This is a genomic window from Streptomyces sp. NPDC048417 (assembly GCF_040651615.1).
Classification (GTDB): domain Bacteria; phylum Actinomycetota; class Actinomycetes; order Streptomycetales; family Streptomycetaceae; genus Streptomyces.
In genome coordinates, this window is record NZ_JBEZKI010000013.1 from 173,084 (window position 1) to 188,036 (window position 14,953).

14 protein-coding genes are annotated in these 14,953 nt (G+C 72.0%); 4 read left to right on the forward strand and 10 right to left on the reverse strand.

Annotation, left to right across the window (positions count from 1 at the left end; all coding sequences use genetic code 11):
• Positions 1–50: 50 nt before the first annotated feature.
• Positions 51–1,973, forward strand: a complete 1,923-nt coding sequence (locus AB0D59_RS21720; RefSeq protein ID WP_362567605.1) for an anthranilate synthase family protein — start codon at positions 51–53, stop codon at positions 1,971–1,973.
• A 62-nt stretch (positions 1,974–2,035) separates the two neighbouring features.
• On the opposite strand, the gene AB0D59_RS21725 is transcribed toward AB0D59_RS21720, so the two are convergent.
• The 4 genes from AB0D59_RS21725 to AB0D59_RS21740 all read right to left on the reverse strand — a co-directional run bounded on the left by AB0D59_RS21725 (position 2,036) and on the right by AB0D59_RS21740 (position 5,897).
• Positions 2,036–3,064, reverse strand: a complete 1,029-nt coding sequence (locus AB0D59_RS21725; RefSeq protein ID WP_362567608.1) for a 6-phosphofructokinase — start codon at positions 3,062–3,064, stop codon at positions 2,036–2,038.
• 135 nt (positions 3,065–3,199) lie between these two features.
• Entirely contained in the window at positions 3,200–3,874 is a 675-nt protein-coding gene (locus AB0D59_RS21730; RefSeq protein ID WP_362567610.1) for a response regulator transcription factor, read from the reverse strand.
• Entirely contained in the window at positions 3,871–5,085 is a 1,215-nt protein-coding gene (locus AB0D59_RS21735; RefSeq protein WP_362567613.1) for a DUF5931 domain-containing protein, read from the reverse strand. Before AB0D59_RS21735 ends, AB0D59_RS21730 begins: the two co-directional genes overlap by 4 nt.
• A gap of 89 nt (positions 5,086–5,174) precedes the next feature.
• Positions 5,175–5,897: a lysophospholipid acyltransferase family protein gene (locus AB0D59_RS21740; protein ID WP_362567616.1), complete on the reverse strand. Its 723-nt coding sequence runs from the start codon at positions 5,895–5,897 to the stop codon at positions 5,175–5,177.
• Between the two features lie 180 nt (positions 5,898–6,077).
• On the opposite strand from AB0D59_RS21740, the gene AB0D59_RS21745 reads away from it, so the two are divergent.
• A complete protein-coding gene (locus AB0D59_RS21745; protein ID WP_362567619.1) occupies positions 6,078–6,857 on the forward strand; it encodes an alpha/beta fold hydrolase in 780 nt (259 codons plus the stop codon).
• Positions 6,850–7,413 carry a hypothetical protein gene (locus AB0D59_RS21750; RefSeq protein WP_362567622.1) on the forward strand — a complete coding sequence of 188 codons (564 nt, stop codon included), beginning with the start codon at positions 6,850–6,852 and terminating at the stop codon, positions 7,411–7,413. The genes AB0D59_RS21745 and AB0D59_RS21750 overlap by 8 nt, the downstream gene beginning before the upstream one ends.
• A gap of 112 nt (positions 7,414–7,525) precedes the next feature.
• Here AB0D59_RS21750 and AB0D59_RS21755 read toward each other — a convergent pair whose 3' ends face one another.
• The 6 genes from AB0D59_RS21755 to AB0D59_RS21780 form a co-directional block, all read right to left on the reverse strand.
• Entirely contained in the window at positions 7,526–8,278 is a 753-nt protein-coding gene (locus AB0D59_RS21755; RefSeq protein ID WP_362567625.1) for an endonuclease/exonuclease/phosphatase family protein, read from the reverse strand.
• Between the two features lie 148 nt (positions 8,279–8,426).
• Positions 8,427–9,380 (reverse strand): ROK family glucokinase, encoded by a 954-nt coding sequence (locus AB0D59_RS21760; protein WP_362567627.1) that lies wholly within the window; start codon positions 9,378–9,380, stop codon positions 8,427–8,429.
• Positions 9,381–9,435: 55 nt separating this feature from the next.
• Positions 9,436–9,897, reverse strand: a complete 462-nt coding sequence (locus AB0D59_RS21765; protein WP_362567630.1) for a DUF5304 domain-containing protein — start codon at positions 9,895–9,897, stop codon at positions 9,436–9,438.
• Positions 9,898–9,960: 63 nt separating this feature from the next.
• Positions 9,961–11,115: an ArsA-related P-loop ATPase gene (locus AB0D59_RS21770; protein WP_362567633.1), complete on the reverse strand. Its 1,155-nt coding sequence runs from the start codon at positions 11,113–11,115 to the stop codon at positions 9,961–9,963.
• Positions 11,116–11,407: 292 nt separating this feature from the next.
• Positions 11,408–11,851 carry an SRPBCC family protein gene (locus AB0D59_RS21775; RefSeq protein ID WP_362567636.1) on the reverse strand — a complete coding sequence of 148 codons (444 nt, stop codon included), beginning with the start codon at positions 11,849–11,851 and terminating at the stop codon, positions 11,408–11,410.
• A 133-nt stretch (positions 11,852–11,984) separates the two neighbouring features.
• Positions 11,985–12,782, reverse strand: coding sequence for a metallophosphoesterase (locus tag AB0D59_RS21780; RefSeq protein WP_362567639.1), 798 nt, complete (start codon positions 12,780–12,782; stop codon positions 11,985–11,987).
• Positions 12,783–13,098: 316 nt separating this feature from the next.
• On the opposite strand from AB0D59_RS21780, the gene AB0D59_RS21785 reads away from it, so the two are divergent.
• On the forward strand, positions 13,099–14,934 hold the full coding sequence (locus tag AB0D59_RS21785; RefSeq protein ID WP_362567642.1) for an AMP-dependent synthetase/ligase: 1,836 nt from the start codon (positions 13,099–13,101) through the stop codon (positions 14,932–14,934).
• Positions 14,935–14,953: the final 19 nt, after the last annotated feature.

Sequence of the window (14,953 nt, forward strand, 5' to 3'; positions counted from 1 at the left end):
GCGTTTCCGGGGTCGTTCCTCTCCCACCCGTAGAGGACCGCAGAGGAACCATGGACCTGACCCAGCTGCTCCACGAAGAGCGCCCGTTCGCCCTGCTCCGCCGCCGTACTCCCGGCCACGACGAGAGCACGGTGGAGGTGCTGCTCGGCCCGGTCACCGCCTGTGACCGGCTGGCCGCCCTGCCCGAGGAGGGGCTCGCCCTGGTCCCGTTCCGGCAGATCCGCGAGCGCGGCTTCGACGTCCGCGACGACGGCACGCCCCTGCTGGTCCTCACCCCCGAGGAGACCCACACCCTGCCCCTTGCGGACGCCCTGGCACAGCTGCCCGCGCACGCGGTGCGGGTCGAGGACGGGGGCTTCGACGTCGACGACGAGGCGTACGCGGAGATCGTCGGCCGCGTGCTGCGCGAGGAGATCGGCCGGGGCGAGGGCGCGAACTTCGTGATCCGGCGGACGTACCAGGGCCGGATCCCGGGCTTCGGCCGGGCCGACGCGCTCGCGCTGTTCCGGCGGCTCCTGGAGGGCGAGCGGGGCGCGTACTGGACGTTCGTGGTGCACACCGGGGACCGGACGCTGGTCGGCGCCAGTCCGGAGGTACACGTCCGGATGTCCGGCGGCACGGTGGTCATGAACCCGATCAGCGGGACGTACCGCTATCCGGCCGAGGGGCCCACCCCGGAGCATCTGCTCGGCTTCCTCGCCGACGGCAAGGAGATCGAGGAGCTGTCGATGGTCGTCGACGAGGAGCTCAAGATGATGTGCACGGTGGGCGACATGGGGGGCGTGGTGGTCGGGCCCCGGCTCAAGGAGATGGCCCACCTCGCGCACACGGAGTACGAGCTGCGCGGCCGGTCCTCGCTGGACGTGCGGGAGGTCCTGAAGGAGACCATGTTCGCGGCGACCGTCACGGGCTCGCCGGTGCAGAACGCCTGCCGGGTGATCGAGCGCTACGAGCCCCTCGGGCGGGACGGGGTCGGGCGCGGCTACTACGCCGGTGCGCTGGCCCTGCTCGGCCGGGACTCCGGCGGCGCCCAGACCCTGGACTCGCCCATCCTGATCCGCACCGCGGACATCGACGCGGACGGGCGGCTGCGGGTCCCGGTCGGCGCCACCCTGGTGCGCGGTTCGGACCCGGCGGGCGAGGTCGCGGAGACGCACGCGAAGGCGGCGGGGGTCCTCGCGGCCCTCGGGGTAGGACCGGCACGGCCGCGCGCGGAGGGGGCGCGGCCCCGGCTGGCCGACGACCCCCGGGTGCGGGCCGCGCTGGACGGGCGCCGGGCCGCGCTGGCGCCGTTCTGGCTGCGGATGCAGGAGCGGACCGGAGAGCTGGCCGGGCACGCGCTGGTGGTGGACGGCGAGGACACGTTCACGGCGATGCTCGCGCACGTGCTGCGGGCGGCCGGGCTCGACGTGACCGTCCGGCGCTACGACGAGCCGGGGCTGCGGGCGGCGGTGCTCGCACACGAGGGGCCGGTGGTGCTGGGCCCGGGGCCCGGCGACCCGTCCGACCTGGACGATCCGAAGATGCGGTTCCTGCGGAAGCTGACGGCGGCCATGATCCGGGAACACCGGCACGGGGTACTGGGCGTCTGCCTGGGGCACGAGCTGATCGCGGCCGAGCTGGGCCTGGAGATCGTCCGGAAGGAGGTGCCGTACCAGGGGGCGCAGACGACCGTGGACCTGTTCGGGCGCCCGGAGACCGTCGGTTTCTACAACAGCTTCGTGGCCCGCTGCGACGAGGACGAGGCGCGGGAGCTGGCCGCGCACGGCGTGCAGGTGAGCCGGGCGGCGAACGGCGAGGTGCACGCCCTACGGGGGCCGGGTCGTGCCGGAGACGCGCCAAGAAACGCGGTCGCGGGGGTGCAGTTCCACCCCGAGTCGGTCCTCTCCCTGAACGGCGCGGCCGTGGTGCGGGAGCTGATCGGTCAGCTGCGCGACACCGGCACGCTCTCCGAGCGGCGGCCGGCCCGGTAGCCCAGTAAGCCGTTCCGGGCGGGTCCGGCCCTGTCGGGTCGGGAGCCCGCCCGGACTCGGACTCAGCCGAAGAACACGCCGACCTCTTCGTACAGCTTCGGGTCGACGGTCTTCAGCCGGGCCGTGGCCTCCGCGATCGGCACCCGCACGATGTCGGTCCCGCGCAGCGCGACCATCTTGCCGAAGTCGCCGTCCCGGACGGCGTCGATGGCGTGCAGGCCGAAGCGGGTGGCCAGCCAGCGGTCGAAGGCGCTGGGCGTGCCGCCGCGCTGGATGTGCCCGAGGACGGTGGTCCGGGCCTCCTTGCCGGTGCGCCTCTCGATCTCCTTGGCCAGCCACTCGCCGACCCCGGACAGCCGGACGTGCCCGAAGGAGTCCAGCGACCCGTCCTTGAGGACCATCTCGCCGTCCTTCGGCATGGCGCCCTCGGCGACGACCACGATCGGGGCGTACGACGCCTTGAAGCGGGAGGTGACCCAGGCGCACACCTGGTCGACGTCGAAGCGCTGCTCGGGGATGAGGATGACGTTGGCGCCGCCGGCGAGGCCGGAGTGGATGGCGATCCAGCCGGCGTGCCGGCCCATCACCTCGCAGACCAGGACCCGCATGTGGGACTCGGCGGTGGTGTGCAGCCGGTCGATGGCCTCGGTGGCGATACCGACCGCGGTGTCGAAGCCGAAGGTGTAGTCGGTGGCGGACAGGTCGTTGTCGATGGTCTTCGGTACGCCGACGACGGGCACGCCGTACTCGTCGGTGAGGCGGGCGGCGACGCCGAGGGTGTCCTCGCCGCCGATCGCGATGAGCGCCTCGACCTCCAGCTTGGCGAGGTTGTCCTTGATCCGGCGGATGCCGTTCTCCTGCTTCAGCGGATTGGTCCGCGAGGAGCCGAGGATGGTGCCGCCGCGGGGCAGGATGCCGCGTACGGCGGGGATGTCGAGGCGGACGGTGTCGCCTTCGAGGGGGCCGCGCCAGCCGTCCCGGAAGCCGACGAAGTCATAGCCGTACTCCTGCACGCCCTTGCGGACGATGCCCCGGATGACGGCGTTGAGCCCGGGGCAGTCGCCGCCTCCGGTCAGTACTCCGACCCGCATGGAAATGTCCCTTCGCCGCGGTTGCCTGGTGGGGCTCACGCTAGTGGTGATCCAGGTCACACAGGGATGGGCGCGGAAGGGCAATTCCGGTGAATTGTCGGGCGGTTGGTTTACGTTCGGGCCGCGAAGATCAGATCAGTCGCCTTCCGGGCCGTCGTCGAGACCGCGCTCTATCGCGTACCGGACCAGCTCCACCCTGTTGTGCAGCTGGAGCTTGCCGAGGGTGTTCTGGACGTGGTTCTGGACCGTGCGGTGCGAGATGACCAGGCGTTCGGCGATCTGCTTGTAGCTCAGGCCCTTGGCGACCAGCCGCAGCACCTCGGTCTCGCGGTCGGTGAGCCGGGGCGTGTCGGGCCCGCCGGCGTCCGGCGCCGGCGCCGGCTCGGAGGCCAGCCGGCGGTACTCGCCGAGCACCAGACCGGCCAGACCCGGCGTGAACACCGGGTCGCCGACCGCGGTACGGCGGACCGCGTCCAGCAGCTCCTCGGTCGAGGCCGACTTCAGGAGGTAGCCGGTCGCGCCGGACTTCACCGCCTCCAGGACGTCGGCGTGCTCCCCGCTCGCCGAGAGCACCAGCACGCGCAACGCCGGGTTGTGGCCGACGAGTTCCTTGCAGACCTGGACACCGGGCTTGGCGGGCAGGTTGAGGTCCAGGACGAGGACGTCGGGCGCGACGGCCCGGGCGCGGCGCACCGCCTGCTCGCCGTCCCCGGCGGTGGCGACCACCTCGAAACCGGACTCGGTCAGGTCCCGGGCGACCGCGTCGCGCCACATGGGGTGGTCGTCGACCACCATGACCCTGATGCTCATCGCCGCTCCGCCTTCCCCAGGGAGACCTTCGGTACCTTCAGCTCTACTTCCGTGCCCTGCCCGGGAGTCGAGAACAGCTCGGCGCTGCCGCCGAGGTCGCGCAGCCGCCCCCGGATCGACTGGGCCACCCCGAGCCGCCCCTCTCCCTCGGCCTGGGCGAGCCGGCCCTCCGGGATACCGGGGCCGTCGTCCCGTACGGACACCACGATCTCGTCGGGCTCGTCCTCGACCAGGATCCAGGCCCGCGCCCCGGCCCCCGCGTGACTGCGCACGTTGTCCAGGGCGGCACCGACGGCCGCGGCCAGCTCGCGCGCCGCACCCGGCGGCAGCTCCACCGGCGCACCGGGCTCGGCCAGGCTCACCCGGGCTCCGGCGTACGGCGCGAGCAGCGTGCGCAGGTCGACGGGACCGGCGTCGTCCGGCTCCTCGACGAGGCGTACGAGCGCGCCCTCGGCCGCGTCCTCGGAGGCCCGCGAGAGCGGCACCAGACCGCCGGAGACCAGGGTGCGCAGAGCCACCTCCTGCTCCCCCGCCATCCGGCCCAGTTCGGCCGCCTCGCCGCCGAGGACCACACCCCGGCGCTGCACCATCGCCAACACCTGGAGCACGCTGTCGTGGATGTCCCGGGCGAGCCGCTCCCGCTCCCGCGTCGCCGCCTCGATCTCCAGGGCGCGGGCGAGGGTGCGCTCGGAGGCGCGGGCCACCTCGACGACGTACCCGATGGCGATGGAGGCGACCCAGACCAGGATCACGTTGTGGACGGTGTCGCGGGCCGGATGGCCGCGCTCGACCAGGTTGGCGGCGGCGACCGAAGTGGAGGCGAACGCGGCCCAGCGCCAGCCGCCCTTGAGGGCGTAGGCGAGGACCGAGCCGGCGGTCCATATCGACGGCAGGGTCGGGCCGCCGCGGTCGATATGGCCCTGGGTGACCACCCAGGGGGTCAGCACGACGCCGGTGAGCGCGATCGTGAGGTCGACGGCGAGGAAGCGCTTGGTGCAGGCGGCCGCGTTCTGGACGCGGGGCAGGGTCGCCAGCGTCCAGACCGTCAGGACGGCGTAGTAGGCGATGGCCGCACCCGGACGGTCGTACTCGTCGTAGGCGGACGCGAACAGGCCGATCGCGTACAGCAGGGTCAGCAGGCGATAGCCGGTCAGGGCGCGCCACAGAGGCTGCTCGACCGACATCCGTATGACGCGTTCCCGCTTTGTCATCTCCCCCAGTCCCCCCAGTCCCCGCAGTCCCCGCAGTCCCCGCAGTCCCCGCAGTCCCCGCAGTCCCCGCAGGCCCCCGTGCCGCCGGTCTAGGACTCGACGGCCTTCTTCTCGGCCTTCGCCGCCTCCTTCTCGGCCTTGGCGGCCTCCGCGATCCGCCGTTTGGCGGCGGTCGCGTAGATGTCGACGTACTCCTGACCGGAGAGCTTCATGATCTCGTACATGACCTCGTCGGTCACCGCGCGCAGCACGAACCGGTCGTGCTCCATGCCCTGGTAACGGCTGAAGTCCAGCGGCTTGCCGATCCGGATGCCCGGGCGCATCAGCTTGGGCATCACCTGCCCCGGCGGCTGGATCTTCTCCGTGTCGATCATGGCGACCGGGACGACCGGAGCGCCCGTCGCGAGCGCCACGCGCGCGAGGCCGCCCGGCTTGCCCCGGTACAGGCGGCCGTCGGGCGAGCGGGTGCCCTCCGGGTAGATGCCGAACAACTCGCCGCGGTCCAGTACGTCTATGCCGCTCTGCACCGCCGCCTCACCGGCGCCCCGCGCGCCGGAGCGGTCCACCGGGAGCTGGCCGACACCCTTGAAGAAGGCGGCCGTGAGGCGGCCCTTCACGCCGGGCGTGGTGAAGTACTCGGCCTTCGCGATGAAGGTGACCTTGCGGTCCAGCACCGCGGGCAGGAAGAACGAGTCCGAGAAGGACAGGTGGTTACTCGCCAGGATCGCCGGGCCCTCGGCCGGGACGTTCTCCAGGCCCTCCACCCAGGGTCTGAAGGCGACCTTCAGCGGTCCCCCGATAGCGACCTTCATCGCGCCGTACAACAACCGAGTGCCTCCCGTTTCCGTCGATGAGACCTTAACCCGCAGCGCCGGGAATGGCCCCGACGACCCTGGTCGGTGTCAGTGCCGTCGCGTACGGTGAAGCACATCCGAAGTCGTCGTTCGTGCCTCTCTCAGTTCCTGCCCCCTCTCATGAATTGGAGACCGAAGGTGCCGGTTCTCCCCGGAGCCGAGCCGTACCGCCATGACGGCGGGGAGGCCGGTGTCCTGCTCTGTCACGGTTTCACCGGCTCGCCCCAGTCGCTGCGCCCCTGGGCGGAGCACCACGCGGCACACGGTCTGACCGTGTCCGTGCCCCTGCTGCCCGGGCACGGCACCAGCTGGGAGGACATGCAGGTCACCGGCTGGCAGGACTGGTACGCGGAGGTGGACCGCGAGCTGCGCCTGCTGCGCGAGCGCTGCTCGCAGGTGTTCGTGGCGGGCCTGTCCATGGGCGGCGCCCTGGCGCTCAGGCTGGCCGCCAGGAACGGGACGGGTGTGGACGGCGTGGTGATCGTCAACCCGGCGAACAAGGTGCACGGCCTGTCGGCGTACGCCCTTCCGGTGGCCCGGCATCTGGTGCGCACGACCAGGGGCATCGCCAGCGACATCGCCAAGCCGGGCGCCGCGGAGGTGGGGTACGACCGGGTGCCGCTGCATGCCGCGCACTCGCTGCGGAACTTCTTCCGCCAGGTGGACGGTGAGCTTCCGCAGGTGACCCAGCCGCTGCTGCTCCTGCGCAGCACCCAGGATCATGTGGTTCCGGCGGTCGATTCGGCCCGGATCCTGAGCCGGGTGTCCTCCACGGACGTAACGGAGGTAGTGCTGGAACAGAGTTACCACGTGGCGACGTTGGACCACGATGCGGACCGGATCTTCGAGGGGAGCCTCGCCTTCATCGGCCGGCTCGCACCCAGTGTCGGCAAGGAAGGGACGGCCGCAGTTGGCTGAGCACGACTCCGACCGCGAGGACCGCGAGCCGGACGAGACAGGGGTGCCCTTCGACGAGGCGGCCGCGTGGGCGGCGATCGTCGCGGGGTACGGCGACGAGCCGCCGGACCCGCCGGGCGCGAAGCCCTACAAGCCGGTGGAGGACCTCGCGCTGCCGGCCATGGAAGAGGACGCCGCCGAACCCGGGCCGGCCGAGGAGCAGCGGCCTGCGCAGCCCCTGGGCAGCTCCGTCTCCTTCGCGCCCGGGGTGGGCCCGCGTGACTACACGGCGCCGGAGCCGTCCGAGGACGACTTCGACGATGACGACGAGGGGCACTTCGTGCCGCCCGAGCCGCCGCCGCTGCCGACCGCCGACACGACCGCCAGGTTCGCCTGGCTGGGCGTGGTGGGCGGACCGATCCTGCTGCTGCTCGCGGTGCTGCTCGGCTGGGACATGACCTGGTGGCTGGCGACGGCGGGGATCGGCGGGTTCCTCGGCGGTTTCGTCACGCTGGTGACCCGGATGAAGACGGACGACGACGAGGACGGCGACCCGGGGCGCGGTGCCGTGGTCTGAGGTTCCTTCCTGGACGCCGGGATTCCGAGGGCGGCCAGGACCGGAAGGCGGGCAGCGCCCCTGAGCACCTCCCGCGGCCGGACTGCGTCCGGCGGCTCCGGTTCAGGCCGCGTCAGGCCGCAGGCACCCGAAGCGCGGCCAGCACGGGCAAGTGGTCCGTTGCCCTGGTGAGGTCGGCCTCGGCCACGCCCGGCAGGTCCAGGGGCACGCCGCAGCCGAGCACCTCGATGCCCTTCGTCGCGAAGATCGCGTCGATGCGCTGACGGGGGTCGGCGGACCCGCAGGTGAACTCACCGCCCCAGGGTGCGGTGGTACGGCAGTCCTGGAACGCGTCGGCCAGGCGGCGGAAGGTGCGGCCGTCGGGGCGGTCGTTGAGGTCGCCGCCGGCGATGGCGTGCTCCACACCCATGCCGGCGACCCGGTCGAGAAGCATTCCGCCCTGCTCGTAGCGCTCCTCCTGCTGGAGGCTGAGGTGGAAGCTGGTGACGCCGAGGCGGGCACCGCCGAAGCGGACGACGGCGGTCGCGAAGCCGCGGCGGTGCAGGCCGGGGGTGAGGGGCAGGAGGACGTCCTCGGTGCGCTCCACGGTGGCGCGGAGATCGCAGAGGACGGCCGGGCCGGCCGCGGTCGCTCCGCCGGTGAGGATCACCAGGTCGGAGGCGGCGGCCAGGCGGGCGAGCTTCTTGCGCCAGCGGAAGAACCGGGGCGCCTCCTGGATCAGGACCAGGTCGGGGGCGCAGGCCTTGATGACACGGGCCAGGGCCCGGGTGTCGTCCCGCATGGAGCGGATGTTGTAGCTGAGGACGCGGATGACGGCGGAACCGTCGGGCTCTGTGTGGGAGTTGGGGAGCGACACGGTTGCCATGCCGTCAATTTACGACACGACGGAGGTGGAGCGCCTGATGGGGCGGGGCGCGAGGCAGGTGCGCGACCGCCGGCCTCGTCGTGGCCGGTCGCGCACCTGCCTCGCGCCCCCAGGGTGTTGCGTTGCCGCTCCCTGAAACTCCGGGGCGTCACATGATCGGGTCGGGCTCCCGGGCCAGGTCCGCCGCGCCCACCAGGCCCGCGTCGTTGCCCAGCTGGGCGGCGATGACCTCGGCCACCGGGCGCCAGTTGCCGCCTACCAGCCAGCGTTTGTAGGACTTGCGGATCGGGTCCAGGACCAGTTCCCCCTCGTCGGAGAGGCCGCCGCCGACGATGAAGGCGGAGGGGTCGAAGAGGGAGGCCAGGTCGGCGAGGCCGGCACCGGCCCAGCGGGCCAGCTCGCGGTAGGAGTCGACGGCGACCGGGTCGCCCTGGCGGGCGGCCATGGAGATGTGCTTGCCCTCGATGCCCTCGGGGGTGCCGTCACCGAGGCCGAGCAGGATCTCGGCGTTCTCGGGGGTGGCGTTGGCGCGCTGCGTGGCGTAGCGGACGAGGGCGCGGCCGGAGGCGTACTGCTCCCAGCAGCCCTGCGAGCCGCAGCCGCACAGCAGCCCGTCCGGGACCATCCGGATGTGTCCGAACTCGGCGGCGACGCCGAAGTGCCCGCGGCGCAGCTTGTTGCCGATGATGATGCCGCCGCCGAGGCCGGTGCCGAGCGTGATGCAGATGACGTTGCGGTGGCCCTTGCCGGCACCGAACTTGTACTCGCCCCAGGCGGCGGCGTTGGCGTCGTTCTCCACGACCACGGGGAGGCCGACGCGGGCCTCGACTTCTTCCTTCAACGGCTCCTGGCGCCAGTCGATGTTGGGCGCGAAGTAGACCGTGGAGCGCTGCCGGTTGACGTATCCGGCGGCACCGATGCCCACGCCGACGATCTCGTGCCCGGCGCGCGCACCCTCTACGGCGGAAGCAATGGCGTCCACGATGCCCTCGGGCGTGCCCGGGGTCGGCACCTTGTGGGTCGAGAGGATGTTGCCTTCCTCATCGACCACGCCGGCCGCGATCTTCGTGCCGCCGATGTCGACGCCGATGGTGAGTCCCATGAATCCCTCAGTTTCGGTCGAGCCCCGCTACGGCCAACCGTACCCGAGGGGGATGTCAGTCGAGGTCGATGCGTTCGCCGGGGCCGGGGTCGTCGCCCTTGTCGTGGCCGCCGGAGGTCCAGCGGGTCTCCTGGGTCTGGACCGCGGAGCGGTAGGCGGCGAGGAGTTCGCTGCCGGCCGCGGCCAGGTGGTCGAAGACGTCGGGGTTGCGCTCTATGACGGGCTCGACCGCGTTCTTCGCCTGCTGCACGACCTGCCGGACCACCTGCTGGGCGGCGGGCCCGGCGACCGCCCCGAGGAGCGGGCTCTGGATGCCGGAGAGCTTGTCGGCGACGGCGTCGACGAGCTTGCGCAGTTCCTCGGCGGCCGACCCCGGGGGCGGGCCGTACTGGGCGCGACGGCGGCCCTTCTCCGCCTCCAGGTCCTCGGCACAGGCCGTGGCCCAGGCGTCGGCGTCGCTCGCCCGTACGTCGTCCGCGGCCTCGGAGGCGTCGGCTGTGGGGCGCTCTTCGCTCATGACGGACTCCTGACTACGGTTCGTCTCTACGACGTTACCCGAACGGGCGTACCGGATTCACCGTCAGCGCGGCCACAGATCCGGGTCCGGCGTGAAGCGCATCCGCAGCTCGCCGTCGCGCAGCGCGGCCCCGGCGACGGTGCAGCGGCGCAGGGCCGACGGCAGTGCGACGATCCGGCGGAAGCCGCCGACGGTGATCACGAGTTCGTCGCCGCGCCGGACGAGGTCGAGGCCGTCCCGTATCGCACCGGGCAGCGGGATGTGCCAGACGAGGACGCCGTCCTCCTCGATCCGGTCGGCCACGGGCCACTCGACCGGTGCGGGCACGGTGTTGACGCCGGGCACGGCGAGCGCGGCGAGGTCCTCGGTACCGCGGGGGTCGTGCCCGAGGTGGGGCACGGCGGTGACGTCGAACGTCTCCGCCCAGTCGGCGAGGGCCTTGCGCTGCTGGGCGACCAGTCCGTGCAGGGGGGTGTCCTCGGGCAGCACACGGTTGGCGACCAGGGCCTCGGTGCGCAGGCCGCGCAGGGCGAGGCCGAGGCGGGCGGTACGGACCGCGTCGGCACCGGCCGGGCCGGGCTCGGCGACCAGTCGTACGGCGGTGTGGCGGTCGGCGAGGACGGCCTCCACGGCGGCCAGCTCGACGTCCCAGCGGCCGGCCGTCTCGTAGAGCCAGTCGGCGGGCATGGGGACGCCGGCGAGCCGGCCGAGGACCGGGCGCAGGGCGCGGGCCGCCTGCCGCTCGGGCGGGAGCAGGCGGCGCAGGTACCGGCGCAGCTCCTCGGGGAGGGCGAGGAGGGCGAGCGCCTGGGGGGCGGGCGGGAGGTCCACGACGAGCAGCTCGTACCGCTCGGAGAGGGCGGCGTCGCGCAGGGCGCGCAGGAAGGAGAGTTCCTCGGCGCCGGGCAGGGGGGTGAGTTCCTCGGCGTCCAGGCGGGAGGCGCCCAGCAGGTCGAGGACGCCCGCGGCGCGGGTCTGGAAGGCGGTGAGGTCCTCGCGGAACCGCGCGGCCGCGTCGGGGCGCCACGCGGTGAGGGTGGGGGTGACCTGTCTCGGCGCCGGTCCTGTCGCCGTGCCCAGGGCCGCGCCGAGGGTGTCCGTACGGTCGGCGCCGAGCACGAGGGTCGGGGTGCCCTCGCCTGCGGCGCGCAGAGCGGTGGCCGCGGCGACGGCCGTCCGGCCGCTGCCGCCGGGTCCGGTGATCAGGATGGTGCGCATGGGGGTGAACCGTAACGGACGTCCAGGTGAGCCCTCGCTACAGCGGGCGCGGGGGAGGGTGTCACTTACCGGTGTTGACAGGGCGCCTCCCCCAGAGGGGGTGCCCCCAGCGCCCACCCGTGCCGCCCTGGGGGCACCTCCCAGGCCCTTGAGGCACTGGAGGAGGCACGCATGCCCGCAGCTATGGAGCCGCGACTGCAGCGCCCCGCAAGGGGCGCGGGGAACTGCGCGACCGGCCACGACGGACCGGCACCCGGGAGACCACGGGTGCCCCCGCGACGCGCCCCCTACCTCACTTCTCCCCCGACTCCACCCTCTTCTTCAGCCCCGCGAGCGCCCGGTCGATGATGACCTTCTCGGCCTTGCGCTTGATCATCCCCAGCATCGGGATCTTCACGTCCACCGTCAGCGAGTAGGTGACCTCGGTCGCCTCCGCACCCGCCGGCTTCAGCAGGTAGGACCCGTCCAGCGACCGCAGCATCTGGGACTTCACCAGCGTCCAGGAGACCTCGTTGTCACCGGTCCACGTGTACCCCAGCGTCTGGTCGTCCTTGATCGCACCCGCGTCCATGACGAGACGGACCTGCTCGGCCCGGCCCTTCGCATCGGTCTTCAGCACCTCCGCCTCCTTCACCTCACCGGTCCAGTCCGGGTAACGGGCGAAGTCGGCGATCACCGCCATGACGTCGGCCGGGGCCGCCTCGATCGTGATGCTCGAGCTGGTGTGTTCCGCCATCGCCGTGGCTCCTCCAGATGCGGGCCGGTGAGACCGGTACAAGGGTCTCCGTGCGCGAGCGTGCGCACGCGTGTGCAGCGTGAAGGCTACCGTGCGCCCGACCAGGCGACTTCACCCCCGTCCGGGGCCGTCGTCACCATTCCAGCGCCCAGGGCCGCCCGGTACCGGCGAAGTGCCCGACGTTCACGCACTCGGTGGCCCCGATCCGCATCCGCTTCACCAGCGGCTGGTGGACATGACCGAAGAGCGAGTAACGCGGCCTGGTGCGCCGGATGGCGTCGAGCAGCGCCCGGCTGCCCCGTTCGAAACGGCGCGCCACCGTGTCGTACACCAGCTCGGGCACCTCCGGCGGAATGTGCGTGCACAGCACGTCGACCTCGCCGAGCGCCTCGATCTTGGCCGCGTACTCCTCGTCGGAGACCTCGTAGGGGGTGCGCATCGGCGTCCGCAGCCCGCCGCCCACGAAGCCGAAGACCCGGCCGCCGATCTCCACCCGCTGCCCGTCGAGGATCGTGGTGCCCGGTCCCGCGTACTCCGGCCAGAGCGGCGGGATGTCGACATTGCCGTAGGTGGCGTACGTCGGGGTCGGGAACGCCGCGAACATCTCGGCGTACTGCTTGCGCACCGCCTTCTCGATGGCGGTCGCCCGGTCCATGCCGATCCCACCCCACAGCCGGGCCCCCAGCTCCCGGGCCTCCTCGAAGCGGCGGGCGGTACGGAGTTCGACGAGGCGGTCGGCGTTCTCGACGCCGAACAGGTCGGGGAAGATGCCGCGCGAGTGGTCGGCGTAGTCGAGGAAGAGGACCAGGTCGCCGAGGCAGATCAGGGCGTCCGCGCCGGCACCGGCGCCGGCCAGGTCACGGGCGTTGCCGTGCACGTCGCTGACCACGTGGACGCGGGTCGTTCGGTTGCCGGAGGGTGTGGCTGCCATGGTGATCAAGGGTAGGCCTGTGCGGCAAACGTGAACAGGCGGTGGCCGGACCTGGGGTTACTGGTCAGTCACTAAAGCCGTGGACTACCGTACGCGAAGGAACACCAACCTGTGTGACGCACCGAACATCTCGCCGGGACCCCCTGTCGAAGAAGCCATACCGGCGGGTAACGTCCGGGCAGTCCAGTCGTGCTCAGGAATTCAACCAACGGATCTTCCGGCCCGTGGCGAAGCCCTGAGTACCTGCCCGAGCCTTGGACCGCACCGTCGCATCGCACAACGTCGTGGCGTCGGCGCCCTATGAGGAGCAGCAGTCTTGCGCGAGTTCAGCCTTCCGGCTTTGTACGAGGTCCCCGCGGACGGCAACCTGACCGACATCGTCCGCAGAAACGCCGCGCAGCATCCGGATGTCGCCGTCATGGCCCGCAAGGTGAGCGGAGCGAAATCGGGGTCCCCCCGGACGGAGTCTGGGGGAGGTGTCTGGCAGGACGTGACCGCCACCACCTTCCTGACCGAGGTGCACGCGGCCGCCAAGGGTCTCATCGCCTCCGGCGTCCAGCCGGGCGACCGGGTCGCCCTGATGTCCCGCACCCGCTACGAGTGGACGCTCCTCGACTTCGCGATCTGGTGCGCCGGCGCGGTCACCGTGCCGGTGTACGAGACCAGCTCGCCGGAGCAGGTGCAGTGGATCCTCAGCGACTCCGGCGCGACCGCCTGCGTCGTCGAACTCGACACCCATGCGGCCGCCGTCGAGTCGGTGCGCGAGTCGCTGCCGGCCCTCAAGCAGGTCTGGCAGATCGAGGCCGGCGGCCTGGAGGAGCTGGGCCGGCTCGGCCAGGGCGTCACGGACGCGACCGTCGAGGAGCGCAGCTCGCAGGCGAAGGCGGACGACCCGGCGACCATCGTCTACACCTCGGGGACGACGGGCCGTCCCAAGGGCTGCGTCCTCACCCACCGCAACTTCTTCGCCGAGTGCGGCAACATCGTGGAGCGCCTGCGCCCGCTGTTCCGCACCGGCGAGTGCAGTGTCCTCCTCTTCCTCCCGCTCGCCCACGTCTTCGGCCGGCTCGTGCAGATCGCCCCGATGATGGCGCCGATCAAGCTGGGCTGCGTCCCGGACATCAAGAACCTCACCGACGAGCTGGCCGCGTTCCGGCCGACGCTGGTCCTCGGCGTCCCGCGGGTCTTCGAGAAGGTCTACAACTCGGCACGCGCCAAGGCTCAGGCGGACGGCAAGGGCAAGATCTTCGACAAGGCCGCGGACACCGCGATCGCGTACAGCAAGGCGCTGGACACGCCGTCGGGCGCGCCCCTCGGCCTGAAGATCAAACACAAGACCTTCGACAAGCTCGTCTACAGCAAGCTGCGCGCGGTGCTCGGCGGCCGGGGCGAATATGCGATTTCCGGCGGTGCCCCGCTCGGCGAGCGCCTGGGTCACTTCTTCCGCGGCATCGGCTTCACGGTCCTGGAGGGCTACGGCCTGACCGAGTCCTGTGCCGCGACCGCGTTCAACCCCTGGGACCGGCAGAAGATCGGCACGGTCGGCCAGCCGCTGCCCGGCTCGGTGATCCGGATCGCGGACGACGGCGAGGTGCTGCTGCACGGCGAGCACCTGTTCCGGGAGTACTGGAACAACCCCGGCGCGACCGCCGAGGCGCTGGCCGACGGCTGGTTCCACACCGGCGACATCGGCACCCTGGACGAGGACGGCTACCTCAGGATCACCGGCCGCAAGAAGGAGATCATCGTCACCGCGGGCGGCAAGAACGTCGCCCCGGCCGTGATCGAGGACCGCATCCGCGCGCACGCGCTGGTCGCGGAGTGCATGGTGGTCGGCGACGGGCGGCCGTTCGTGGGCGCGCTGGTCACCATCGACGAGGAGTTCCTGGGCCGCTGGGCGGCCGACCACGGCAAGCCGGCGGGCTCCACCGCGGCGTCGCTGCGTGACGACCCGGACCTGATCGCGGCGATCCAGGACGCTGTCGACGACGGCAACGCCGCGGTGTCGAAGGCGGAATCGGTGCGGAAGTTCCGCATTCTGTCCTCCCAGTTCTCGGAGGAGTCGGGCCACCTGACGCCGTCCCTGAAGCTCAAGCGCAACGTGGTGGCGAAGGACTACGCGGGCGAGATCGAGACTCTCTACCAGAAGTAGAGCGGCACGTGACTCACCT

Excerpts from the sequence above, each read along its gene's own strand:
- AB0D59_RS21760 (WP_362567627.1), bottom strand. The coding sequence starts at position 9,380 with ATGGGACTCACCATCGGCGTCGACATCGGCGGCACGAAGATCGCGGCC.
- AB0D59_RS21735 (WP_362567613.1), bottom strand. The coding sequence starts at position 5,085 with ATGACAAAGCGGGAACGCGTCATACGGATGTCGGTCGAGCAGCCTCTG.
- AB0D59_RS21740 (WP_362567616.1), bottom strand. The coding sequence starts at position 5,897 with ATGAAGGTCGCTATCGGGGGACCGCTGAAGGTCGCCTTCAGACCCTGG.
- AB0D59_RS21770 (WP_362567633.1), bottom strand. The coding sequence starts at position 11,115 with ATGCGCACCATCCTGATCACCGGACCCGGCGGCAGCGGCCGGACGGCC.
- AB0D59_RS21780 (WP_362567639.1), bottom strand. The coding sequence starts at position 12,782 with ATGGCAGCCACACCCTCCGGCAACCGAACGACCCGCGTCCACGTGGTC.
- AB0D59_RS21765 (WP_362567630.1), bottom strand. The coding sequence starts at position 9,897 with ATGAGCGAAGAGCGCCCCACAGCCGACGCCTCCGAGGCCGCGGACGAC.
- AB0D59_RS21755 (WP_362567625.1), bottom strand. The coding sequence starts at position 8,278 with ATGGCAACCGTGTCGCTCCCCAACTCCCACACAGAGCCCGACGGTTCC.
- AB0D59_RS21720 (WP_362567605.1), top strand. The coding sequence starts at position 51 with ATGGACCTGACCCAGCTGCTCCACGAAGAGCGCCCGTTCGCCCTGCTC.
- AB0D59_RS21730 (WP_362567610.1), bottom strand. The coding sequence starts at position 3,874 with ATGAGCATCAGGGTCATGGTGGTCGACGACCACCCCATGTGGCGCGAC.
- AB0D59_RS21725 (WP_362567608.1), bottom strand. The coding sequence starts at position 3,064 with ATGCGGGTCGGAGTACTGACCGGAGGCGGCGACTGCCCCGGGCTCAAC.
- AB0D59_RS21775 (WP_362567636.1), bottom strand. The coding sequence starts at position 11,851 with ATGGCGGAACACACCAGCTCGAGCATCACGATCGAGGCGGCCCCGGCC.